This window comes from Flavobacterium sp. GW823-FHT06G12 (genome assembly GCF_058794775.1).
In genome coordinates this window covers 435,189-457,141 of record NZ_JBXAHE010000001.1, presented here as the reverse complement: position 1 = coordinate 457,141, position 21,953 = coordinate 435,189, and the positions used below count along the sequence as shown (strand labels likewise).

Genomic DNA, 21,953 nt, shown 5'->3' with positions numbered 1-21,953 from the left:
TCAGCAACTCAGCAACTTAGAATCTAAACAAAAAAAGAAGCAAGAAAAAAGAACCTATTTTCGTTCCCTCTTCCTGCTTCAAAAATATTATTTAAGCTTTATTACTAATTTTCTAAAAGACTAAAAAAACTTAGAATCAGAATCTTAGCAACTTAGAATCTTAATAGTGCCATCTCACGAAAGCTTCCATTGCAGCGTACGTTGCCAAACCTAATTGATGATACAATTCTGCTGTTTCGCGGTTTCTGTCTTCTGCTCTCTGCCAGAACTCCCTTGCGTCTGTTCCTTGAAAAACAACACCGTCTTTTTGAGATTGGTGTTTGAAAATTCCGTGACGTTTTGCTAAAACCTGATCAGGGCTCATTGGAACTGCCATTTCAACTTCGTCAATTCCCCACTCTTGCCAAGCTCCACGGTACAGCCATAACCAACAGTCGTTCATGAATTCTTTTGGCTTTAAAACTTTTACCGCTTCAAAAATCGCATCCAAACAAACTTTATGTGTCCCATGTGGATCTGCTAAATCTCCAGCTGCATAAATTTGGTGTGGTTTAATTTTTTCAATTAAATCAACTGTCAACTGAACATCTTCTGGTCCAATTGGTTTTTTCTCGATTGTTCCTGTTTCATAGAAAGGTAATTCCATAAAGTGAATCTGAGAATCTGGAAGACCCACAAAATAACTTGTAGCTCTCGCCTCTCCTTTTCTGATTAAACCTTTAATGTAACGAACTTCTGGAATATCAATTTCGCTGTTCTTTTTGTTCTGTAAGAATGCTTCAGCTTTTTTGTAAATATTATCTGCTTCTTCGCTTTTGATTCCGAATTTTTCATTATAATCAATTACGAATCTTGCAAAACGAAGCGCTTCATCATCAGCAACTGCAATATTCCCTGAAGTTTGGTACGCTACGTGCACTTCATGTCCTTGCTCTTGCAGACGCATAAAAGTTCCTCCCATACTGATAATATCATCATCAGGGTGCGGACTAAAAATCAATACACGTTTTTTTGCCGGCTCTGCTCTTTCAGGACGATTTGTATCGTCTGCATTTGGTTTTCCACCTGGCCAACCCGTGATTGTATTTTGTAATTTATTAAAGATCTTAATGTTAGTATCGTAAGCTGGACCTGAATCTGCCAATAAATCGCTCATTCCGTTTTCAATATAATCTGCATCAGTAAGCATTAAAATTGGTTTTTTAAGATCTAATGCTAATCCTAAAACTGCTTTACGAGTTAATTTGTCTGTCCAAACGATTTTTTCAACCAACCAAGGCTTGTTGATTCTTGTTAGTTTAGAAGAAGCTTCTTTATCTAAAACAAAAACTGCGTTGTTATGCTCTTGCAAGAATGAAGCAGGAACGCGGTTTGTAACTTCATCTTCAACAGATTTTTTTACAATGTTTGCTTTTCCTTCACCCCAAGCTAACAAGATCACTCTTTTTGCTTCCATGATTTTTTTAACCCCAAGCGTAATAGCCGTTCTTGGCGTATTATTCAAACCAAAGAAATCTTTACTTGCAGCAACTCTTGTAATATGATCTAAAGCTACTAAACGAGTTTTAGAGTTTTGAAGCGAACCAGACTCATTAAATCCGATGTGTCCGTTTCCTCCAATTCCAAGAATCTGAAGATCGATTCCGCCTAAAGCTTCAATTTTAGCTTCATATTCGTGGCAGTAATCTGCAATTTGTTCTTTTGTTAAAAGTCCGTCTGGAACGTGAGCGTTTTCAGGTAAAATATCGACATGATCAAACAAAAGTTCTTTCATGAAGCGAACATAACTGTTAATTGAATTTGGTTCCATTGGATAATATTCATCCAAATTAAAACTGATTACGTTTTTGAAACTCAAACCTTCTTCTTTATGAAGACGCACTAATTCAGCATACAAACCTTTTGGAGAAGAACCGGTAGCTAATCCTAAAATACAAGGCTTTCCTTCTTTTTGTTTTTCTTTGATTAAAGACGCAATTTCTTGCGCTACTTCTTTTGAAGCATCTGTTGAGTTTTCAAAAACAACTGTGTTAATGTTTTCGAATCGTTTTTCGAAACCTGTTGCTTTGTCGATTTTACTTTTTAACATGATATATTAATTTTTATTTTTTGTTCAACTATTCCATTTCCTGTATTTATGCCCTTTTACAGCATAAAACAAAATCATTGCATAAGAAGGCAGTAACATTAAGTAAGCTAATTGATTTCCGCTTTTTGAAACATTTTGCATATTTTTTGCAACATTTGCAGAATTGATGCTTTCTGTAATCATTCCGTAAAAAAGTGGAAAAACCGCTCCACCGATAATTCCCATAATCAAAATAGCACTTCCAATCTTTGTATAACCTCCTAAATCCTGCAGAGCCATTGGCCATATTGCCGGCCAGCATAATGCATTTGCCAATCCTAAAAGCGCCACTAAAAGTATTACTAAAGGTATATTTGGAGTTCCAGGCAATGCAATCATTATCTTTGGAGAGATCAAAACAATTGCCGTAACTAACACCAAACCAAGTAATCCAGACACTTTTAAAGCAGTGACTTGCGAAACATATTTAGGAATCAAAACTATACCAAGAATATAGCCGATCACCATTGCTGACATGGTAAATGAGGTCAATTTGAGATAAAAATTCCCTTCTTCACCGTAAACTCCCAATTGTTTTCCGAAAGCTCCGATTGAATCCCCCGCCAAAACTTCGGCAGATAAATACAACATTAGAGTTATTACTCCTAAAACCAGCTGCGGGTGATGAAAAGCATTTTTAATTTGTTTAAAAACACTCAATTCTGACACATTTCCATCTTCGCCCAAATCAATTTCTGGAAGAGGAGAAAATTTCACCATTATAGCTAAAACTGTAATAATCAACCCCATATAAAGATACGGTGTTTGTAATTGCAAAGCAAGAGAATTTAATGCGCTAGTTTTTGCAGCTTCATCCATCAAGGCAATTTTGTCTGCGGTAAAGTCCTGCATATTAGACAAAACCAAAATAGTAAGCACAATTGGCGCAACAAAACCCGCCAATTTATTTGCAATTCCTAAAACGCTGATTCTTGCAGCAGCACTTTCTCTTGGGCCAATTACAACAACATACGGATTTGAGGCTGTCTGTAAAACTGCCAAACCAGTTCCCATGATAAATAAAGCTAATAAAAACAAGAGAAATGTACGACTTGAAGCCGCTGGATAAAACATAAAAGCTCCCGCGGCGATAATCAATAATCCTAAAGAAATTCCGTTTTTATATCCCACTTTTTCAATAATGTAAGAAGAAGGAACTGCCATTACAAAGTAGGCAATATAAAATGCGAAAGTCACAAAATAGGCTTGCGAAGAAGTTAGTTCGCAAGCTAATTCAAAAAACGGAATTAGTGGTCCGTTAAGCCAGGTTACAAATCCTAGAATAAAAAACAATAAGGTCAAAATTACCATCGGAACAATGGTGCTTTTTTTCTCCAGCTGTAATGTACTTTGAATGTTTGTCATAATTTTTGGTTGATTTAGTTATAGATTTATTTAATTCAAAATCTAAATTAGAATCAACTCTCACATTATTGATTGCGTAATTTATGCAAATATCTGCATTTTTTTTGCAAAACAAAAGTACTACATTAAATTTCCTTATTCTCTAATTTAGATATGAAAGTTTTGTTAATTTTTATTATTCCAATTTAAATCAGGATAATATTTTGCCAAATATGTTTTTACATCGGTAATATCTTCTTTTGCAGTTAGGTCAGGAACGTGCTCAGAAAACGGAATTCCGATAGTAGTTTGCGGATTTTCTTTAACGGAGTTCAAAAGAACCGTCGGAAGCTCCTTTTCATCACGCTCTGGATGAACAGGACAATTTTTAAGATGTATATATAAGGTCTTGCCGTTAAATTTAAAAGCATTCATACTAACACGTATTTTTCCTTCCGCATCTTTATATTGCTCCAAATCTTCTTCTGTAGGTTTTTCTAAAATATCCAGCAACTGATTATTCTGATCCAATTTTACAATTGCAAAACGCGAAATACGCTCCAGCGGAAAATCCATTGCATCGCGATCATAACTAATAAAAGCATTCGGGCTTTCAGTTTCCCTCAAAGCACGCAATGCTTCAGCCGAATACAAATTATCGCTGTTGCAAACCGAATAAAACTGAGAATTTAATTCTGTATATTGCTCTACAGCTTGAAACAAAGCATCTGCTGTTCCAAAAGGTTTTAATCTTCCTTCAGGAATATACTGAACAGCGAATGAAATATTGAGTCCGTGAAAATCGTTATCCTTTATTTTACTCCCATAAAACTCTTTAAATAATTCTCCTTGTTCTCCTATTATTATATAGATGTTTTTATAGCCTGCTTTTTTCGCATTCCATAAAAGATAATCCAAAAGAGGTCTTCCGCTTGAACCAACACCTATTAAACCTTTACTTCTTTCGTTGGCCTGCGCAATTTCTTCTGGAGATAAATTATCTGTAACCGCTTCTTTTTTCATACGAGAAGAAGCTCCGCCGGCTAGAATTACTAAACTGTCGTGCATTTTTTTAAATTTCAATATTATCAATAATTCGTACTCCTGGATCAACATTTACCGCGTAAGCTTCTTGGGCTCCAGCATCTAAAATCGCTTTTATAACCGCATCTTCGTTTTTAGGATCGGCAATTACAACAATACTTCCGCCACCGCCAGAGCCCACAATTTTTGCTCCATATGCTCCTGCTTTTAATGCCGCGTTAACCATTGCATCAATTCTCGGAACAGTTATTTTCAGTAAATCGCGCAAAACTTCATGATGACCATTCATTAATGCTCCAATTTTTTTAAGATCTAAAACTGGTTTTTCGAATTCCTTTAACGCTTCTTTGGTATAATGGTAATTCTTGATTGCTGCTTCAAAAAACGAAATCATACGATCTGGAAGGCAATTTCTGTATTTATCCAAATCCTCTATTTCAGCAGCATTTAAATCAAACTGTGGATAATTCTGTTTTACAAGATCAATTGCCATTAAAGCATTGCCTTTTAATTCGCCAAGCAAACCAATAGTTTCCTTTGGAACACCTGAAACTCCTGTAATCAATCCTTTTAATTCTGTTCCTATTACATCAAAAGAAAACGGTTTTTTTGTATTGATATAAACGATATTTCCAACGCCAATGCTAAAATGATCCATCATTCCGCCAGGTTCTCCGTGTTCCAAAACTTCAGATTCATAACCTAATTTAGAAAGAAATTCGGGCGTAACTTCATGATCTATTCCAAAAGCTTCTATCAGAAAACGAATCCAAGCCATCAGCAAAGCCGACGAACTCGATGTTCCCGAATTAATCGGAATGTCTCCGGTAATTGTAATATCATAACCAGATGTAGGCTTACAGCCATGTCTGCGCAATACGCGCAATGAGGAAGCAAAATAATCTCTTGATTCTAATTTTTCGAAAGCCTCGTGTATATCAATAACTCTAATTTCATTAATATCAACCATATTCAGAACAAATGTCTCGGTCTGATTTTCTGTTGCAATCAATTTAATATTTCGATCTATCGCACAGGCTATAACAGGCAACCCTAAATAATCTTGATGATCTCCAAAAAGACAGGTTCGGCCGGGAGCTAATGACGTAATTTTTTTCACTTAAACACTTTGTGTTAAAACACTTTATTTCAATAAATTAAAGTGCTGTTTGGTTATAGATTTATTTTAGTTTTTTGGTTTTGATTTCACGAAACTAGAGATTATATTTTTATAAAACAAGAAAAAATATAAAAATGTGCTCGAACACACTATTTTTATGTTCTCGAGCACATTTATTAATTCTTACAGAAAAAATGCGTTTATTAAATCAAAGTTTTTATATTTGTCTATATGGATAAAAAGTACACAATTAAGGATATTGCGCAAATGGCTGGAGTTTCTAAAGGAACTGTAGACCGTGTTCTGCACAACAGAGGAAAAGTCTCGCCTACTGCACTCGAAAAGATCAATGAGGTTTTGAACGTTATTGATTATGAACCCAACTTAATTGCGCGAAATTTAAAAAGCACAAAAGTGTACCGCATTTGCGTTTTGCTTCCAGATCCTGTATTTGATCCCTACTGGCTTCCTTGCGTTAACGGAATCCAAGATGCGATTACAGAGTTTAAAGCTTACAATGTTGTTATAGAAATACATTATTTTAATCCAGAAAGCACCAAATCTTTTTTAAAGACCAACGAAGCGATTATTTCTCAATCGCCTGATGCCGTTTTATTGACTCCGCTTTTCCATAAAGAAACCATCGAAATCATAAATCAATATGATGAACTGGGAATTATGGTTAATACTTTTAACAACCAGGTCGAATCTTCTTCTATCAAAAGTTTTGTGGGACAAGATTTGTATAAAAGTGGTCGTGTCGCCGCAAGTTTAATGAATTTGATTCTTCAGAAAGGCCAAATTGCAATTATTCATATTGATGAAAGTCTGAAAAATGCCGTTCACATGCAGGAAAAGGAACGAGGTTTTAGAAGTTATTTTGACGAAAAAAATCTTCCTGATTACTCTTTAACCACATTAAAACTGAAATATTCCAACATAGAAAATAAGCTTACCGCTTTTTTAGATGAAAATCCAGATTTAAGCGGAATTTTTATTACAACTTCCAAAGCATACCAAATCGCCTCTATTTTATCTGCAATTACAGACAAAAAGATTGCTTTGATTGGCTACGATTTAATTGATAAAAATGTTAGCTTTTTAAACCAAGGATTAGTTCATTTCTTAATTCATCAAAATCAAAAAAGACAGGCTTATTTAGGCGTAAGTACTTTGGCTGATCATTTTATCTTTAGAAAAGACATTCCGGAAACCATTTTGCTTCCTATTGATATTATAAATGTAGAAAATGCTTCTTTTTACGTTAGCTAAGGAGTTTTGCCGCTAAGACGCTAAGGCACCAAGTTTTTTTTTTAAAACTTTTACCAATTTAATTCTCGCAAAGGCACTAAGAGGCAAAGTCTTTTCACTTTCAAATTATAACCTTAATTGCCTCTAGCTTTAGCTGGAAGCAATTGAAATTTCCTTTTCCTTAAAAAAACTTTGAGCCTTCGTGCCTTTGTGGCAAATTACTTCATCAAAACAAATTTCCCAAAAGAAGAAGCGATATGAAAATTCGGTTCTGCTGTATTTGGATTTATCCAAGAAATCCATGTTGGTTCATAATTTCCGTCTTCAGCTTTAGAGAATTTAGCTCGGTAAACTCCAACTTCCATAATATTATCATGGATCAAATCTAATTCTTCTAGTGAAGCAATACTGATTCTCCCCACAACAGTAAAAGAATTTTGTTCTTTTACCGATTGTATTTCCAACTGTTTTTCTGGCCATTTCCAATTGTAATCAAAATTCCAGTTCGGATAAGCTTCAAAATCCAAAATACGTGCATCTACATCCATTTCCAAACAATAATAGGGACTTAGTTTTTCATCTTTTCTAAAAAACAGCTCTACTCTATCTGAATTACAAATACTATCTGTAGAATTGTCTTTTCGATCAATATAAACCTCTGAATCAAAAACTTGAAAATTAAAATACAGATAATCTAAATCCCAAAGCGCACGAAATTCAATTTTCAGAACTGGATCATTATTCCATGGCGAAGTAAAATCAGTTAAACAATTTGCTTTTTCCCAAAAAAAAGAATCTAAAATCTGAGTTACATTCTTTTCATTTTTATCGATTATTTCTACGTGGTATTCTTTCAAAATTCTTCCTCTTAAAATCTGTTAATTTTTCATTTTCAAAAAAAGTCAAAATGACCATTAATTCATTTCGCGATTTCGGCTTTTTTCTCCGTGACCAATATAGTTCAAAAATTGAATTAAAAAACAAACCGAATTCATAATAAAAACCAAAAATTCTCTTCATTTCTGCATAAGAAAAGACTGCTTAATTTTTACGTTTTTCATTTAGTGATTGCGAAATTCATAAGTTTTTAATAAATCCTTATTTAAAATTTAAAAAACAACACATTTCACAGGCGCTCCTTTTTCTAAAATATTTTAAAAATATCACATCTTTTTAAGTGTAAAAAAATGTATTGTATAATTTTATGTGCTCGAGAACATAAATTTTGTGTGTTCGAGCACATTTTTTGTGTTTTTTCTTGTTTTATAAAAATATAATCTCTAGTTTCGTCAGAGATTAATCTTAAAACTAAGTTAATTATGTAAAAATTAGGGTGATTTTTAATCTTTAAAAAACAAGAAAACAGAACTAAACAAGCCGTGTTTAGAGCAAAAACAAAACCTCTTATTTGTATAGAAAACGACTTAATCAACACATAACTAAAAAAAGCAAAATGAATTCCACGATCAAAAAAGAAATCTAAAACCTACAAACAAGAAAAAAACAATTAAACATTAACCAAAACCAATTTAAAGTATGAAATTATTAACCCAAAAAAAGCCAAGAGATTTTCGGATTAAAAATTTATCCCGCAAAGAAATCGGAATAACGGTTCTCTCGTTATTAGTTTTTACATGTCAAGCCTCTGCAGCTTCTTCTATAAATATTTCGGATAAGAACAAAACGGCGTTGTTTTTTGAAAAAACAGTAAAAGGTACTGTAACAGATCAAAATGGCATGCCTCTTCCTGGTGCGAATGTTACGGTTAAAGGCTCGTCTAAAGGTGTTCAAACGGATGTAGATGGAAGCTTTGTTATTACAGTTCCTGATAATGCTACAAAACTTGTGATTACTTACATTGGTATGGAAGATCAAGAAGTAGCTATTGGAACTACTCCTCTAAAAATTGCCATGAAAGAAGCAGGGCAAAAACTAGAAGAAGTAGTAATTGGATACGGAAAAGCAAAGAAAAAAGACATTACTGGTTCTGTTGCTTCTGTTGGAAAAGACAACTTAAACTTAGGTGGTACTGTTTCAAACGTTGGACAGGCATTACAAGGACGTGCTTCTGGAGTTCAAGTTCAACAGAACAGTTATGCTCCTGGAACATCGCCTACTATAGTTGTTAGAGGAGGAAACTCTATTACAACATCAAATGCTCCATTATATGTAGTTGATGGTTTTATTACAAGTACTGGTGCATCTATTAGTCCAAATGACATAGAAAGCATTCAGATTCTTAAAGATGCCGCTTCTACTGCCATTTATGGTTCAAGAGGAGGAAATGGTGTTATCATGATTACTACTAAAAAAGGAAAATCTGGAAAAATGCAGATTGAAGGTGAAATTTCTGATGGTTTCCAAAACATTATTCAGGAACCATCTCTTTTAACAGGTCAACAATATGCTTCTATTCAGAATGCTATTGCTGCTGAAAATGGCAGACCTGCAGTTTTCCCTTCAAGTTTTCCAATTGCCAACACAAATTGGTTTGAAGCGGCAACTCGTCCAGGCGAAGTTCTTAATAGAACGCTGACTTTTAGCGGAAGCGATAAAACATCTAAATTTTTCTTATCTGGAAATTACTTAAAACAAACTGGAGCAATACAAAACACTGATTTCACAAGATATAGTGTTCGTATTGGTACAGAGAAAAAATTTACAGACAAATTAACTGTAGGAGCCAATGTTTATGGGGCTGCAAGTGAAGGGCATAATAGTGATTTTGGCGATAATATCTTATCTCCTATGTTTTCTATTCAAACTGCTCCTCCGGCAATTCCAATTTATAATGCAGATGGTTCATACTACAAATATCAAGGAAAAGATAATGCTTTAGCGCTTTTATTAGAACCAACTGATCATACTATTAACAGATTGGTTAATGGAAACATGTTTATGGATTATGAAATCATAAAAGGCTTAACATATCATTTTGGAGCTGGTGCAGAGTGGCAGGAAAATATTCAAGGTAAATATACTCCACGAACACTTGTTGCAGGAGCTGCCTTAAATGGTTCTGGATCTGAAGAAAACAAAACCTATTTCAGATGGAGTACAGAACAATATTTAACCTATAAATTTAATATCAAAGAGCAGCATGCATTTACTGCAATGATTGGAACATCAAACCAAAAAGACACTTACGAAAGAATGAAAGCTTCTGGTTCTGGTTTTGCAAATGATGTATTAACGTATTACAATCTAGAAAGTGCTTCTGTTTATCTAAAACCTGAAACTCAAAAAACAGAAACAAAATTGACTTCTTATTTTGGTAGGCTAACTTATGCTTTTGACGATAAATATTTAGCTTCATTTACATATAGACTAGATGGTTCTTCTCGTTTTGGTCCAAATAACCAATATGGTAAATTCCCTTCGGGAGCAGTTGCATGGAGAATTTCAAAAGAGGCATTTATGCAAAATTTGGAAGCCGTTTCTGAACTAAAACTAAGAGTTAGTTACGGTATTACAGGTAATGATGGAATTCCTGATTATTTATATCTAGCTAATCTTGCTCCTTGGAATGTCACCATTTCTGATGGTTCTTTTGTAGGCGGTACTGAACCAAAAAATTTATCAAATCCTGATCTAAAATGGGAACAGCAAGCTCAAGCTAATATTGGTCTTGATATGGGATTCTTTAACGATAGATTGACTGCTACAATTGATGTTTACAAAAAGAAAACAACAGATGCTCTTTTGAATGTTCCTGTTGGAGGATGGTGGGGTTTTAATACTCAAACACTTAACTCAGGAACTATAGAAAATAAGGGAATTGAACTTGGTATTAGCAGTGAGAATTTCAAAAATGATAAATTTTACTGGAGAACTTCACTAAATCTTGCCTATAATAAACAAGAGGTTGTTTCATTGGCAGATAATGTTAAAATAATTAGTTACAATACTTCTAATCCAAGCGGTACGGTTTCTGGTCGTGAATTTACAAGATTAGAACCTGGAAAAGAAATGGGTGTATTATATGGATTTAAATATGCTGGAGTAATAAAAACAGGTGAAACTTATGCTGCTCAACCTGGTTCTAAACCTGGAGATCCTAAATACGAAGATTTAGATGGCGATGGATTGATTACAGCTAAAGACAGAACTTATTTAGGAAATTCTACTCCTCACTACATTGTTGGTTTTAATAATGATTTTAGATTCGGAGATTTTGATGTGAATCTATTTTTCCAAGGTGCTCTTGATTACTCTGTTTATAACATGACCAGAATGGTTGGAGAATCAAGCACAAGTACTGATGCTTTGAATCGTTGGGTTGCTGGTACAAATGAAAATACTGATATTCCAAGAGATGGTTATTACAAAAGTGCTTATGGTAGTTATGTAAACTCAAGGTTTGTTGAAGATGCTTCTTACATACGTCTTAAAAATCTATCTATCGGATATTCTATCCCAGAAAGCCTTTTAAAACCAACCAAATTTATTGATAATATAAGACTATATGCAATAGGGCAAAATTTATTGACAATTACAAAGTATTCTGGAAACGATCCTGAAATAAATGGACACACTACTACTGCTACAGCGCAAAATCTTGGTGGAGGAATTGATTTTAACTCATTCCCAGCTTCTAGAACGTTTATATTAGGGATCAAAATAGCAATTCATTAATAGCTTTTTCAATAACATTAAACTTATCAAAATGAAAAAATATACAATTTTATTGCTTTTACTTGCTGCTGGACTTCAATATTCCTGCAATGAGGATCTTGATCCTACAGTATATAGCAGTTTGACGACTACTAATGGATATCAAACCAAATCAGATGCTATTGCCGCAGTTAATTCTATTTACGGCAGACTAAAAGGACCATCTGTGGGTGATAACTTTTCGTATTGGGCTACAAGACACTTCGCATTAACTGATATTGCGACAGATTTAGGACATTGCCAATTTGGAGGAGATCCTGGCCAATTGTCTTTAGGAACATGGAATTCTGCAAATGGCTTACTTTTAGAAGATTGGAATGCGATGTATAAATTAATTTCCAATGCTAACAATGCTATTTATTACATCGGAAAGATGTCTTCTGTATCAGATATTGAAAAAGCACAGTTTATTTCTGAGGCAAAATTTTTAAGAGCATCTGCTTATATGGATTTGACTGACTCTTGGGGACCTGTTGTTTTAATGACCGAAGAAAACATAGCAAATCCAAGTTATTTAGCGCAGACACCTCCATCATCTGTAGAAGAAATTGATGCTTTCATTATTAAAGACCTTACAGAAATCGCTGCTATTTTGCCTGTAAACTATAAAGAAAATGCCATTTATGGCAGTAATGATGTTGGCCGCGCTACAAAAGGTGCTGCACTTACTTTACTAGCAAAATTATACTTACGCAATCACGATTGGCAAAAAGTAGTTACACTTACTAAGCAGGTAATGGATCTAAACGAATATCATCTTTATCCTTCTTACTTAGGTTTGTTTAAAGAAAGTAACAAATGGTGTAGCGAAAATATCTTCTCTTCTTTAAGTGATGCTAATACAAACGGAACAGAATTATTAAACCACTTTGGTCCTGTTGATCACCCTGTAGTTCAAAACAGATGGCAGTATTATACTGTAAACTGGGATTTCTATAACACTTTTGGTGATGAAGATGAAAGAAAACAATGTTTCTTCCCTGAATTTGAAGGGACAGACGGGTTGCTTCACAAACAAGCCCCTTCATTAGGAGCTCAGCCACCAGCTGGCGAATTTTATATGCCAGACGTTTCTACTAGAAAATATGCCGATGATGAAACTACAACATATTACGATGGCCATAGTGTAAATATCCTTCGTTATGCTGATGTTTTATTAAGCCGAGCTGAAGCCTTAAACGAAATAAGCGGTCCAACTCAAGAAGCGATAGATCTAATTAATCAAGTAAAAGGAAGATCGCATGCAAAACTTTTGGTTTTATCGGCTCTTACGCAAACTAGTTTGAGAGATGCTATTTTACAAGAGAGAGGATGGGAACTTTTCTACGAAGGAAAACGTCGCGCCGATTTGATCAGAATGAACAAATATGATGTTCTGGTAAATGCATACCATCTTAGAGTTGGTGAAGCAGCTTTAATCAAAATGCCGCAAAACAAATATTACACTTATCCGCAAAGTCAGGTTGACCTTAATCCAAATTTAAGCAACGCCGACAGACAATAAAAAAATAATCAGGAACAGACAGTAAAACAGTCTGTCTGTTCTTGTTTTTTTTATATAAAAAAGTATTTTTCTGTTTCACAAAAGAAGCTTTTCAAATGATCAAAAAATTAATATTAAAAGGAAGTTTTATTTTAGTTCTCCTTGCACTGGCAAGCTGTTCTAAAAGCCAAATTATCTCCAATATCAATATTGGCACTCATAGCAACAACGAATTGAAAATTCAGATCGATGTTACTACGAATGACCAAGCTCAGGTATATGCAGAATATTGGTCTGACAAAAAAGGAATTGAAAATAAAATAACCTCTCCTATTTCAAATACTGGTTTAAAACATTCCTTGGTACTTTGCAATATAATTCCAGAAACCGATTATAGTTTTCAATTAATTACAGTTCAAGACGGAAATAAACAAACTAGTAAAGTTTATACTTTCAAATCTAGAAAACTTCCAGAATGGCTACAGAAACAATTTAAAGCCAATTGTCCGAAACCAGAATTATTGCCTGAAAATTTCAAAAAAGGCTTTATGCTTTTAGCGAAAAGAGAAACTCCAGGAACAGCTTATATTGTTGATTACAAAGGAAACTTAACATGGTATCATACTATTGAAGGAACTGGATTTAAAGTTACTCACTTTACAAAAGACCAAACGATTCTTTCTATTTTGGGTACAAATGACGAACCAACAAGTTATGGAAGCGAAATCCTTGAAATAAATCTTCAAGGCGATACTTTAACCCACATCAAAAAAGGACAGGGCGATTCGAAGCAGGTTCTTCATCACGAAATCATAAAAAAATCGGCTGACGAAATTGTCGCTTTAACTGTTGAGCAAAAAATAATCGATTTGACTTCTATTGGAGGGAAAAAACAAGATACGATTAATGGAGACGGAATTGTAATCTTAAATAAAAAAGGAAAACAGCTGTGGAAATGGAGTGTTTTTGATGATTTAGATCCGTTTAAAGATAAAGATTTACTAAAAACCAAAAAGGATTGGACACACGCCAACAGTTTGAACTACGATACAGATGGAAACTTTTTAATTTCTTTCTACAACAATGGTCAGATTTGGAAAATCAACTCTAAAACTGGAAAAGTAATCTGGAAATTAGGAAAAGGCGGCACTATGAAAATGGCTCCAGATGCCAATTTCTCTCAGGCACATGCCGCACATATCGATCAAGAAGGAAGTTTATTGTTTTTTGATAATGGAGTCGACATCAAACAATCTTCTGTTTTTGCCCTAAAAGTAGACGAAAAAAACAATGATGTAAAACTTGATTTTCATATCAAATTGCCAAAAGATATTTACAATGACCGAATGGGAAGCGCTTACATGATCAATAAAGGCCTCTTTTTGGTTTGTTGTTCTAAAAGACATATTACCGTTTTGACCAATAAAAAAGGAATACTTATTTGGGCATTAGAATCTGAAATTCCGCCATACAGAACGATCTTTATTCCTGAAGAAAAACTAAAACCTTTTCTTCAAAATTAGAAAAATGACTCTCCTGCAAGATTTTGAAAAACTTGCAGGTTTAAATACAAAACGAATACCTACAAGGTTTGCAAAACCTTGCAGGAAAAGAAATAAGATTAAAAATAGTACCCATGAAAAAAACATTTCTTATCGGACTTTTTTCAGCATTGTCAATCGCTGTTTTCGATTCCTGCACCAAATCAAATTCTCAAACTTTAGCTTCAAAAACAACTGAAGAAAAAGAAGATGAAGAAGGCTATATTACAATTGATACTTCTAAAATTCCAAACGATCAATTTGGAGAATCGGTTCGTTATGGAAGAGAATTAATGATGAAAACCGCTTATTATATTGGTCCAAACGGAAAAAACGGACAATATTTAGGCAATAAAATGAACTGCACGAACTGTCATCAAGATGCAGGAACAAAACCTCATGCATTCAATTTAATGTCTTCGCATGACAATTATCCACAATATCGCGGACGCGAAAACAAAGTACTTACTTTAGCAGAAAGAGTTAATAACTGCATTATGCGTCCGCATTCTGGAAAACCGCTTCCGTTGGACAGCAAAGAAATGGTGGCGTTTTTATCGTACTTTAAATGGATTAGCAAATTTGTTCCAAAAGATGGTAATTTTAAAGGAGCTAAAAATTTAGAAATCGAATTTCCAGATGTTGCCGCAAGCCCAGAAAGAGGAAAAGTTTTATTTGCTGAAAACTGCGCAAGATGCCACGGAAACAATGGCGAGGGAGTTTACAATGCAGACAAATCGGGTTACACCTACCCTCCACTTTGGGGACAATACGGTTATCAGCCTGGTTCAAGCATGCATCGCGTAATCAAACAGGCACAATGGCTAAAAAGCAATATGCCTTATGATAAAGTTCAACTAGGAAAACCGTATCTTACAGACAAAGAAGCACTTGACATTGCGGCTTATGTAAACGACGATTCTGTACATACAAGACCAAACCCAAAAACATTGGATTATCCAGACAAAATGGGCAAACCGATTGATTATGCACACAGTCCGTTTAATGATAATTTTACTGAAGAACAGCATAAATACGGCCCTTATAAACCTATTATTGCTTACTGGAAAAAACAAGGATGGAAAGCAGTTTACTAAACTCAAAATATACTATTTAACCTGATTATACAATACAATGAAACTAAACCTAAACAACACAACGCTTTTAAGCAGAATATTGATAATGTGTTTTATCACGATCAGTATTCCTCTAACTGCACAAATTAAATATTCAGACGGAAATGACAGCTGGAATCCGAATCAATTAGGAAATCACCGTGCTGTAGTTGCTTTTTCTGGTTCAGGAAATGTTGCTAAAACAACTATCGAATGGAGAAGAAGAGACACTAATCCAGAACTTAAAAAGATTATCGTTCAGGATGCGTCTGGAAAAGATATTCAAAACATAAAAACCGAAAATATCAATAGAGAAAACGGAACTATTTTCTTTGAACCCATTTCTGGAAAAGGAACATATTATGTGTATTATATGCCTTATGTTGACGAAGGAACTGCAAATTATCCAAAAGGAATTTATCAGAAACCTGAAGACAAAGCCGATGCAAAATGGCTTTCTAATGTAAAAGCAAACTTAAAAGACAATGCGGCTGTAACAGAAATTCAGAGCGTGAATGCTTTCAATAGTTTTTACCCAATGGAAGTAATTGCTACAGCTGCCGAAACTTCAGCTCTTGTGGCAAAAAACAGCGGAAATTCATTTTTAGTTTTCCCAGAAGACAGAGAACATTCTATCAAATTAAAATCGGATTTGCCACAAAGATGGATTCAGAAAGACGTTCAAAACAGCTTTTCTGATACGGCAATGAAAGGTGAATATTTAGCTTTTCAATTAGGCGTTTATGCTCTTGAAGATTTAAAAAACATAAAAGTAACTTTTACCAATTTAGTTAGTACAACTGGTGCAACAATCGAAGCGAAAGATATCAGCTGTATCAACACTGACGGAACGAAATATGACGGTAATCCTTTCACCAATACTGTTTCTGTTTCAAAAGGAAAAATTCAGGCAATGTGGTGCGGTATCGATGTTCCGCAAACAGCTGCTGCTGGAACTTACAACGGAAAAGCAACTGTAATTGCTGATGGAAAATCAAAAGAAATCAATCTTCAAATTACGGTTTCTAACCAAGTAACGAAAAACGGAGGCATTGACAGTCCAGAAAAAATGACTCGCCTAAAATGGTTAAATTCAACTTTAGCGCAAGAAAATACGGTTATTGCTCCTTATACTCCATTAACAGTAAACAATTCTGAAATTGCTTTATTAGGAAGAAAATTAATTTTAGCTCCAAACGGATTTCCTGCGCAAATTCAGACTTTCTTTACTCCAGAAATGACTTCTGTAACTACAAAAGCAAATGATGTTTTAAGTTCGCCAATCGATTTTCATTTTATTGATGCATCAGGAAAAGAAGTGCAATGGAAAAACAACGGTGTAAAATTCACTAAAAAAGAAGCTGGAACGGTTTCTTGGGAAAGTACTTCTACTTCAAAATCGGTTCAAATGGATGTAAATGCTTCTGTTGAATTTGATGGTTTCGTACATTATATCGTGAAAGTTACAGCTCTTGAAGATGTTGCCTTTAATGACATTAATTTCCAAATGCCAATGCAGCCAACATCTGCAAAATACATGATGGGATTAGGTCAAAAAGGTGGAGATCGTCCTGCAACTTTCGATTGGAAATGGGACGTAGCGCATAAAAATCAAGACGGCGCTTGGATTGGTGCTGTAAATTCTGGATTACAGTTTTCTTTGAGAGATGAAAAATATAGCCGCCCTTTAAATACTAATTTCTATTTACAAAAACCTTTATTGCTTCCTACTTCATGGGGTAACGAAAATAAGGGCGGTATTACCATTACGCCAAACCAAAAATCGGTTCTAGTAAATGCGTACAGCGGTGCTAGAACAATGAAAAAAGGCGATGTTCTGTATTACAACTTCAACTTATTGATTACACCTTTCCATACGATCAATACAGATTTTCAATGGGATACAAAGTTTTACCACAAATACAGCCCGATCGATTCTATTGCTAAAACTGGTGCAACGGTGATTAATATTCACCACGCAAATGCAATCAATCCGTATATCAATTATCCTTTTATCGAATTCAAAAAGATGAAAACGTATATCGATGAAGCACACGAAAAAGGATTAAAAGTAAAAATCTACAACACGGTTAGAGAGGTTTCTAATAAAGCTTATGAGACTTTCGCTCTTAGAAGTTTAGGTCACGAAATCTATTCTCCAGGAAAAGGTGGCGGATTCTCTTGGTTGCAAGAACATGTTGGAGACGATTATATCGCAGCTTGGTTTGTTCCTGAAATTAAAGATGCGGCAATCGTAAACAGTGGTATGAACCGTTGGCATAATTATTATGTGGAAGGAATGAATTGGCTGACTCAAAATGTTGGTATTGACGGAATTTATCTAGATGACGTTGCTTTTGACAGAATCACCATGAAACGTATCAAAAGAGTTTTGACGAAAGACGGACATCCTGGAATTATCGATTTGCATAGTGCTAATCAATACAACAAAAGTGACGGATTTAATAACAGTGCCAACTTATACATGGAGCACTTCCCGTACATCAATAAATTATGGTTTGGAGAATATTTTGATTACCAAAAAAATCAGCCTGACTTTTTCTTGACTGAGGTAAGCGGAATTCCGTTTGGATTAATGGGAGAAATGCTTCAAGATGGAGGAAATCCGTGGAGAGGAATGGTTTACGGAATGACAAACAGATTGCCTTGGAGCGACGGCGCTGACCCAAGAAACATTTGGAAAGTATGGGATTCTTTCGGAATCAAAGGTTCTGAAATGATTGGATATTGGAGCGAAAACTGTCCTGTAAAAACAAACAATGATAAAGTTCTTGCAACAGTTTATAAAAAGAACGGAACAGCTTTAATTTCAATCGCAAGCTGGGCAGATGCTGATGTAAATGTGAAATTGAATATTGACTGGAAAAAACTAGGAATCAATCCTGCAAAAGCAACTATTACGGCTCCAGAAGTTACCAATTTCCAACCTGCAAAAACGTTCACAACAAAAGACGAAATAACTGTTCCTAAAGGAAAAGGATGGTTATTGATTGTGAAGTAAATACAACTAAAATTTAATGCCACAGATTACACAGATTAACACAGATTAATTTGTATTACATATAGATTAAAAAAATCCTTTTAATCTGTGTAATCTGTGGCAAAAAAACAACCACAAAAACTAGCTCTCCACCATGAAATTTAGACCATTACTATCCTTTTTACTCCTTGGAAGCCTTTTTGTCTCAGCACAAAACAAACCCACTATAAAAGAATACAAAAAAGTATTTACCACATATCCGTTTTCAGATCCTGATCCGATTCCGAAACCAGATACCAAGTTTTATCCGTATTTCCGTTTTGATGGTTTTACCGATAAACCGATTCAGAAAGAATGGAAAGTAATCGAAATTGAGAACGATTATATCAAACTGATGATTTTGCCAGAAATTGGTGGAAAAGTTTGGTCTGCTATAGAAAAATCTACAGGAAAAGATATTGTTTACAATAATCATGTTGTAAAATTTAGAGACATTGCCATGCGCGGACCTTGGACAAGCGGTGGTGTTGAAGGCAATTACGGAATTATCGGACACACGCCAAACTGCGCTACTCCTGTCGATTATAAAATCATAAACAGAGAAGACGGAAGCATTAGCTGTGTGATTGGGGTTTTAGATTTATTAACGAGAACTTCTTGGAAATTAGATATCAATCTTCCAAAAGATAAAGCTTATTTTACTACAAATTCATTCTGGTCAAACACAACCGAATTCGAGCAACCCTATTATACTTGGATGAATACTGGAATAAAAGCGGCCGAAAATCTGCAGTTTATTTATCCGGGGCAAACCTATATTGGTCATAACGGAGAATACAATTCGTGGCCAATTGATAAAGAAAACGGCAAAGATTTATCTTTCTACAAAAACAACAATTTTGGCGGTTACAAATCGTATCATGTATTCGGGAAATATGATGATTTCTTTGGAGGATATTATCATGACGAAGATTTCGGAATGGGAAGATACGGCAATCACGATGATAAACCGGGCAAAAAAATCTGGATTTGGGGAATGTCGCAGCAAGGAATGATTTGGGAAAAATTATTAACCGATACCGACGGACAATATGTAGAAGTGCAAAGCGGTAGATTATTTAATCAAGCGAGCGAAGGCAGTAATCTTACACCTTTCAAACAGCGCTCATTTGCGCCTTATCAAACCGATACTTGGACTGAATATTGGTTTCCTGTAAAGCAGACGAAAGGTTTTGTAAAAGCGAATAATTATGGTTCAGTTAATATTAAAAACGAAAACGGCTGGTTGAAAATCTATTTTTCTCCACTTCAAAAATTAAATGAAAAAATTGAAGTTTTTGAAAACGATAAAAAAGTGTATTCTAAAGATATTGCTTTGAATACCATGCAAACTTTTAAAGATTCTATTCAGATAAAAGTCGATTCTAATAAATTGAAATTTGTTTTGGGTGGCAATAAATTGGTTTGGAATTCCGCTCCAGAAGACGGAAACATCAATCGTCCTGTAGAAATACCTAAAGATTTTGATCATAATTCGGTTTACGGATTGTATCAGCAGGGAAAAAATTACATCAGTTTTAAAGATTATGTACTTGCCGAAGAAAAATTAAATGCCTGTTTAAAATTAGATGCTAACTACGCTCCTGCTCTTTCTGCATTGGCTTCTTTACAAATCAGAAAATTAGATTACAAAGCTGCTGTAAATTCGGCAAGCAAAGCTTTATCAATAGATACTTACGATCCTGCTGGAAATTATTTTTATGCTTTGGCAAACTTTCATTTAGGAAATAATATCGATGCAAAAGATGGTTTTGATATTGCTGCTGCAAGCGTTGAATTCCGCAGTCCAGCTTATACTGCTTTAAGCAAAATTTATTTGGCCGAAAACGATCTTTCAAAAGCGATTGAATATGCTGAAAAAAGCTTGATATTCAATCAATACAACATAGAAGGTTTACAGGTTTTAGCGGTTTTATATCGTCTTCAGAATAATACTGAAAAAGCTAATTCGGTTTTAAAAACCATTACAAAACTGGATCCGCTGAATCATTTTGCTGATTTTGAAAAATACCTTTTGAACAATTCAAACGATTCAAAAAATGCTTTTGTTGCTGCCATTCAAAACGAAATGCCAGAACAAACTTTTCTTGAGTTAGGAATTTGGTATAACAACATAAGCCGAAAAGAAGAAGCTTTAAAAGTGTTTTCTATTGCAGAACCAAGTGCTGAAATTATCTATTGGAAAGCCTTTTTAGAAAATAAACCTGTTGATATAAGCAAAATCAAACCTGGAACCAGTTTTCCTTTTAGAAATGAAACTGCTGAAATTTTAAAATCATTAATTAAAACGAATGATCAATACCAATTAAAATATCATTTAGGTTTAATTGAATGGAATCGTAACAGTATTTCAGAAGCTAAAAGATTGTTTTCGGAATGCGGTGCAAAACCAATCGATCCTGCTTTTTATGGCGCAAAAGCTTCTTTATTCAAAGACGATGCTTCAATAGTATTGGCAAGTCTTCAACAAGCTATAAAATTGGATCCGCAAGGATGGAGATATCATAAAATGCTGACCGAACATTACATCGTTCAAAAACAATTTGACAAAGCGCTTACAACGGCTGAATCTTTCTATAAAAAACATCAAGACAATTATTTGATTGGAATGCTTTACGCTAAAACTTTATTGCTAAATAAAAAATACCGCGAAGCCGATTCGTTCTTAACCAAATTGCAAATTCTTCCGTTTGAAGGCGCAACAGCAGGAAGACAATTGTATCATGAAGCTAAATTGATGCAGGCTTTAGCAGAAATCAAAAACAAGCAATACAAAAAAGCATTACAATTTATTGCTGATGCCAAACTGTTTCCAGAGAATTTAGGCGTTGGAAAACCATATGACGAAAACATAGATGAAAGACTAGAAAACTGGCTAGATTATCAATGTTATAACAGTCTTGGAAATAAAGAAATGGCTTCTAAATCTTTAGATAAAATCGTCGCTTTCCTTCCTGTTGTAGATAATACGGTTATGAACTTCCTTCCGGCAAACAACCTTGTTTCGGCGTGGGCGATAGAAAAAACGTCTTCGTCACAAGAGGCTGAAAAATGGATTAAAACTCAAGCAGATTTATATCCAGCAAATAAAATAGTGCAGTGGACTTTATTGTCTTATACCAAAAAAACATCGAATATTTTGAGTGAGGATGAAAAAGACGGTGAAGTTAGAATTATCGAAAAATTGTAAAG

At 34.5% G+C, this 21,953-nt stretch carries 12 protein-coding genes; 7 read left to right on the top strand and 5 right to left on the bottom strand.

Annotation, left to right across the window (positions count from 1 at the left end; all coding sequences use genetic code 11):
- Positions 1 to 160: 160 nt before the first annotated feature.
- The 4 genes from nagB to AC1Q5Z_RS01875 form a co-directional block, all read right to left on the bottom strand.
- A complete protein-coding gene (nagB, locus tag AC1Q5Z_RS01890) occupies positions 161 to 2,089 on the bottom strand; it encodes a glucosamine-6-phosphate deaminase (RefSeq protein WP_343590020.1) in 1,929 nt (642 codons plus the stop codon).
- A 24-nt stretch (positions 2,090 to 2,113) separates the two neighbouring features.
- Positions 2,114 to 3,493: a sugar MFS transporter gene (locus AC1Q5Z_RS01885; RefSeq protein ID WP_492443605.1), complete on the bottom strand. Its 1,380-nt coding sequence runs from the start codon at positions 3,491 to 3,493 to the stop codon at positions 2,114 to 2,116.
- 165 nt (positions 3,494 to 3,658) lie between these two features.
- Positions 3,659 to 4,540, bottom strand: a complete 882-nt coding sequence (locus tag AC1Q5Z_RS01880; protein WP_492443603.1) for a sugar phosphate nucleotidyltransferase — start codon at positions 4,538 to 4,540, stop codon at positions 3,659 to 3,661.
- 4 nt (positions 4,541 to 4,544) lie between these two features.
- Positions 4,545 to 5,636, bottom strand: coding sequence for a GHMP family kinase ATP-binding protein (locus AC1Q5Z_RS01875; protein ID WP_492443601.1), 1,092 nt, complete (start codon positions 5,634 to 5,636; stop codon positions 4,545 to 4,547).
- A gap of 231 nt (positions 5,637 to 5,867) precedes the next feature.
- On the opposite strand from AC1Q5Z_RS01875, the gene AC1Q5Z_RS01870 reads away from it, so the two are divergent.
- A complete protein-coding gene (locus AC1Q5Z_RS01870; RefSeq protein ID WP_492443599.1) occupies positions 5,868 to 6,908 on the top strand; it encodes a LacI family DNA-binding transcriptional regulator in 1,041 nt (346 codons plus the stop codon).
- A 197-nt stretch (positions 6,909 to 7,105) separates the two neighbouring features.
- On the opposite strand, the gene AC1Q5Z_RS01865 is transcribed toward AC1Q5Z_RS01870, so the two are convergent.
- Positions 7,106 to 7,744, bottom strand: a complete 639-nt coding sequence (locus AC1Q5Z_RS01865; protein ID WP_198857014.1) for a sugar-binding protein — start codon at positions 7,742 to 7,744, stop codon at positions 7,106 to 7,108.
- Between the two features lie 679 nt (positions 7,745 to 8,423).
- Here AC1Q5Z_RS01865 and AC1Q5Z_RS01860 point away from each other — a divergent pair.
- The 6 genes from AC1Q5Z_RS01860 to AC1Q5Z_RS01835 all read left to right on the top strand — a co-directional run bounded on the left by AC1Q5Z_RS01860 (position 8,424) and on the right by AC1Q5Z_RS01835 (position 21,951).
- Positions 8,424 to 11,522 (top strand): SusC/RagA family TonB-linked outer membrane protein, encoded by a 3,099-nt coding sequence (locus AC1Q5Z_RS01860; RefSeq protein ID WP_492443596.1) that lies wholly within the window; start codon positions 8,424 to 8,426, stop codon positions 11,520 to 11,522.
- A gap of 31 nt (positions 11,523 to 11,553) precedes the next feature.
- Positions 11,554 to 13,065, top strand: coding sequence for a RagB/SusD family nutrient uptake outer membrane protein (locus AC1Q5Z_RS01855; protein ID WP_343588569.1), 1,512 nt, complete (start codon positions 11,554 to 11,556; stop codon positions 13,063 to 13,065).
- 95 nt (positions 13,066 to 13,160) lie between these two features.
- On the top strand, positions 13,161 to 14,567 hold the full coding sequence (locus tag AC1Q5Z_RS01850; protein WP_492443594.1) for an aryl-sulfate sulfotransferase: 1,407 nt from the start codon (positions 13,161 to 13,163) through the stop codon (positions 14,565 to 14,567).
- 113 nt (positions 14,568 to 14,680) lie between these two features.
- Positions 14,681 to 15,682 (top strand): c-type cytochrome, encoded by a 1,002-nt coding sequence (locus AC1Q5Z_RS01845; protein WP_492443592.1) that lies wholly within the window; start codon positions 14,681 to 14,683, stop codon positions 15,680 to 15,682.
- Positions 15,683 to 15,719: 37 nt separating this feature from the next.
- Complete coding sequence (locus AC1Q5Z_RS01840) at positions 15,720 to 18,722, top strand: glycoside hydrolase domain-containing protein (RefSeq protein ID WP_492443590.1); 3,003 nt, start codon at positions 15,720 to 15,722, stop codon at positions 18,720 to 18,722.
- 133 nt (positions 18,723 to 18,855) lie between these two features.
- A complete protein-coding gene (locus AC1Q5Z_RS01835; protein WP_492443588.1) occupies positions 18,856 to 21,951 on the top strand; it encodes a DUF5107 domain-containing protein in 3,096 nt (1,031 codons plus the stop codon).
- Positions 21,952 to 21,953: the final 2 nt, after the last annotated feature.

What these genes read in the sequence shown, in the direction of transcription:
- nagB (WP_343590020.1), bottom strand. Translation starts at nt 2,089, where the DNA reads ATGTTAAAAAGTAAAATCGACAAAGCAACAGGTTTCGAAAAACGATTC.
- AC1Q5Z_RS01885 (WP_492443605.1), bottom strand. Translation starts at nt 3,493, where the DNA reads ATGACAAACATTCAAAGTACATTACAGCTGGAGAAAAAAAGCACCATT.
- AC1Q5Z_RS01880 (WP_492443603.1), bottom strand. Translation starts at nt 4,540, where the DNA reads ATGCACGACAGTTTAGTAATTCTAGCCGGCGGAGCTTCTTCTCGTATG.
- AC1Q5Z_RS01870 (WP_492443599.1), top strand. Translation starts at nt 5,868, where the DNA reads ATGGATAAAAAGTACACAATTAAGGATATTGCGCAAATGGCTGGAGTT.
- AC1Q5Z_RS01860 (WP_492443596.1), top strand. Translation starts at nt 8,424, where the DNA reads ATGAAATTATTAACCCAAAAAAAGCCAAGAGATTTTCGGATTAAAAAT.
- AC1Q5Z_RS01855 (WP_343588569.1), top strand. Translation starts at nt 11,554, where the DNA reads ATGAAAAAATATACAATTTTATTGCTTTTACTTGCTGCTGGACTTCAA.
- AC1Q5Z_RS01850 (WP_492443594.1), top strand. Translation starts at nt 13,161, where the DNA reads ATGATCAAAAAATTAATATTAAAAGGAAGTTTTATTTTAGTTCTCCTT.
- AC1Q5Z_RS01845 (WP_492443592.1), top strand. Translation starts at nt 14,681, where the DNA reads ATGAAAAAAACATTTCTTATCGGACTTTTTTCAGCATTGTCAATCGCT.
- AC1Q5Z_RS01840 (WP_492443590.1), top strand. Translation starts at nt 15,720, where the DNA reads ATGAAACTAAACCTAAACAACACAACGCTTTTAAGCAGAATATTGATA.
- AC1Q5Z_RS01835 (WP_492443588.1), top strand. Translation starts at nt 18,856, where the DNA reads ATGAAATTTAGACCATTACTATCCTTTTTACTCCTTGGAAGCCTTTTT.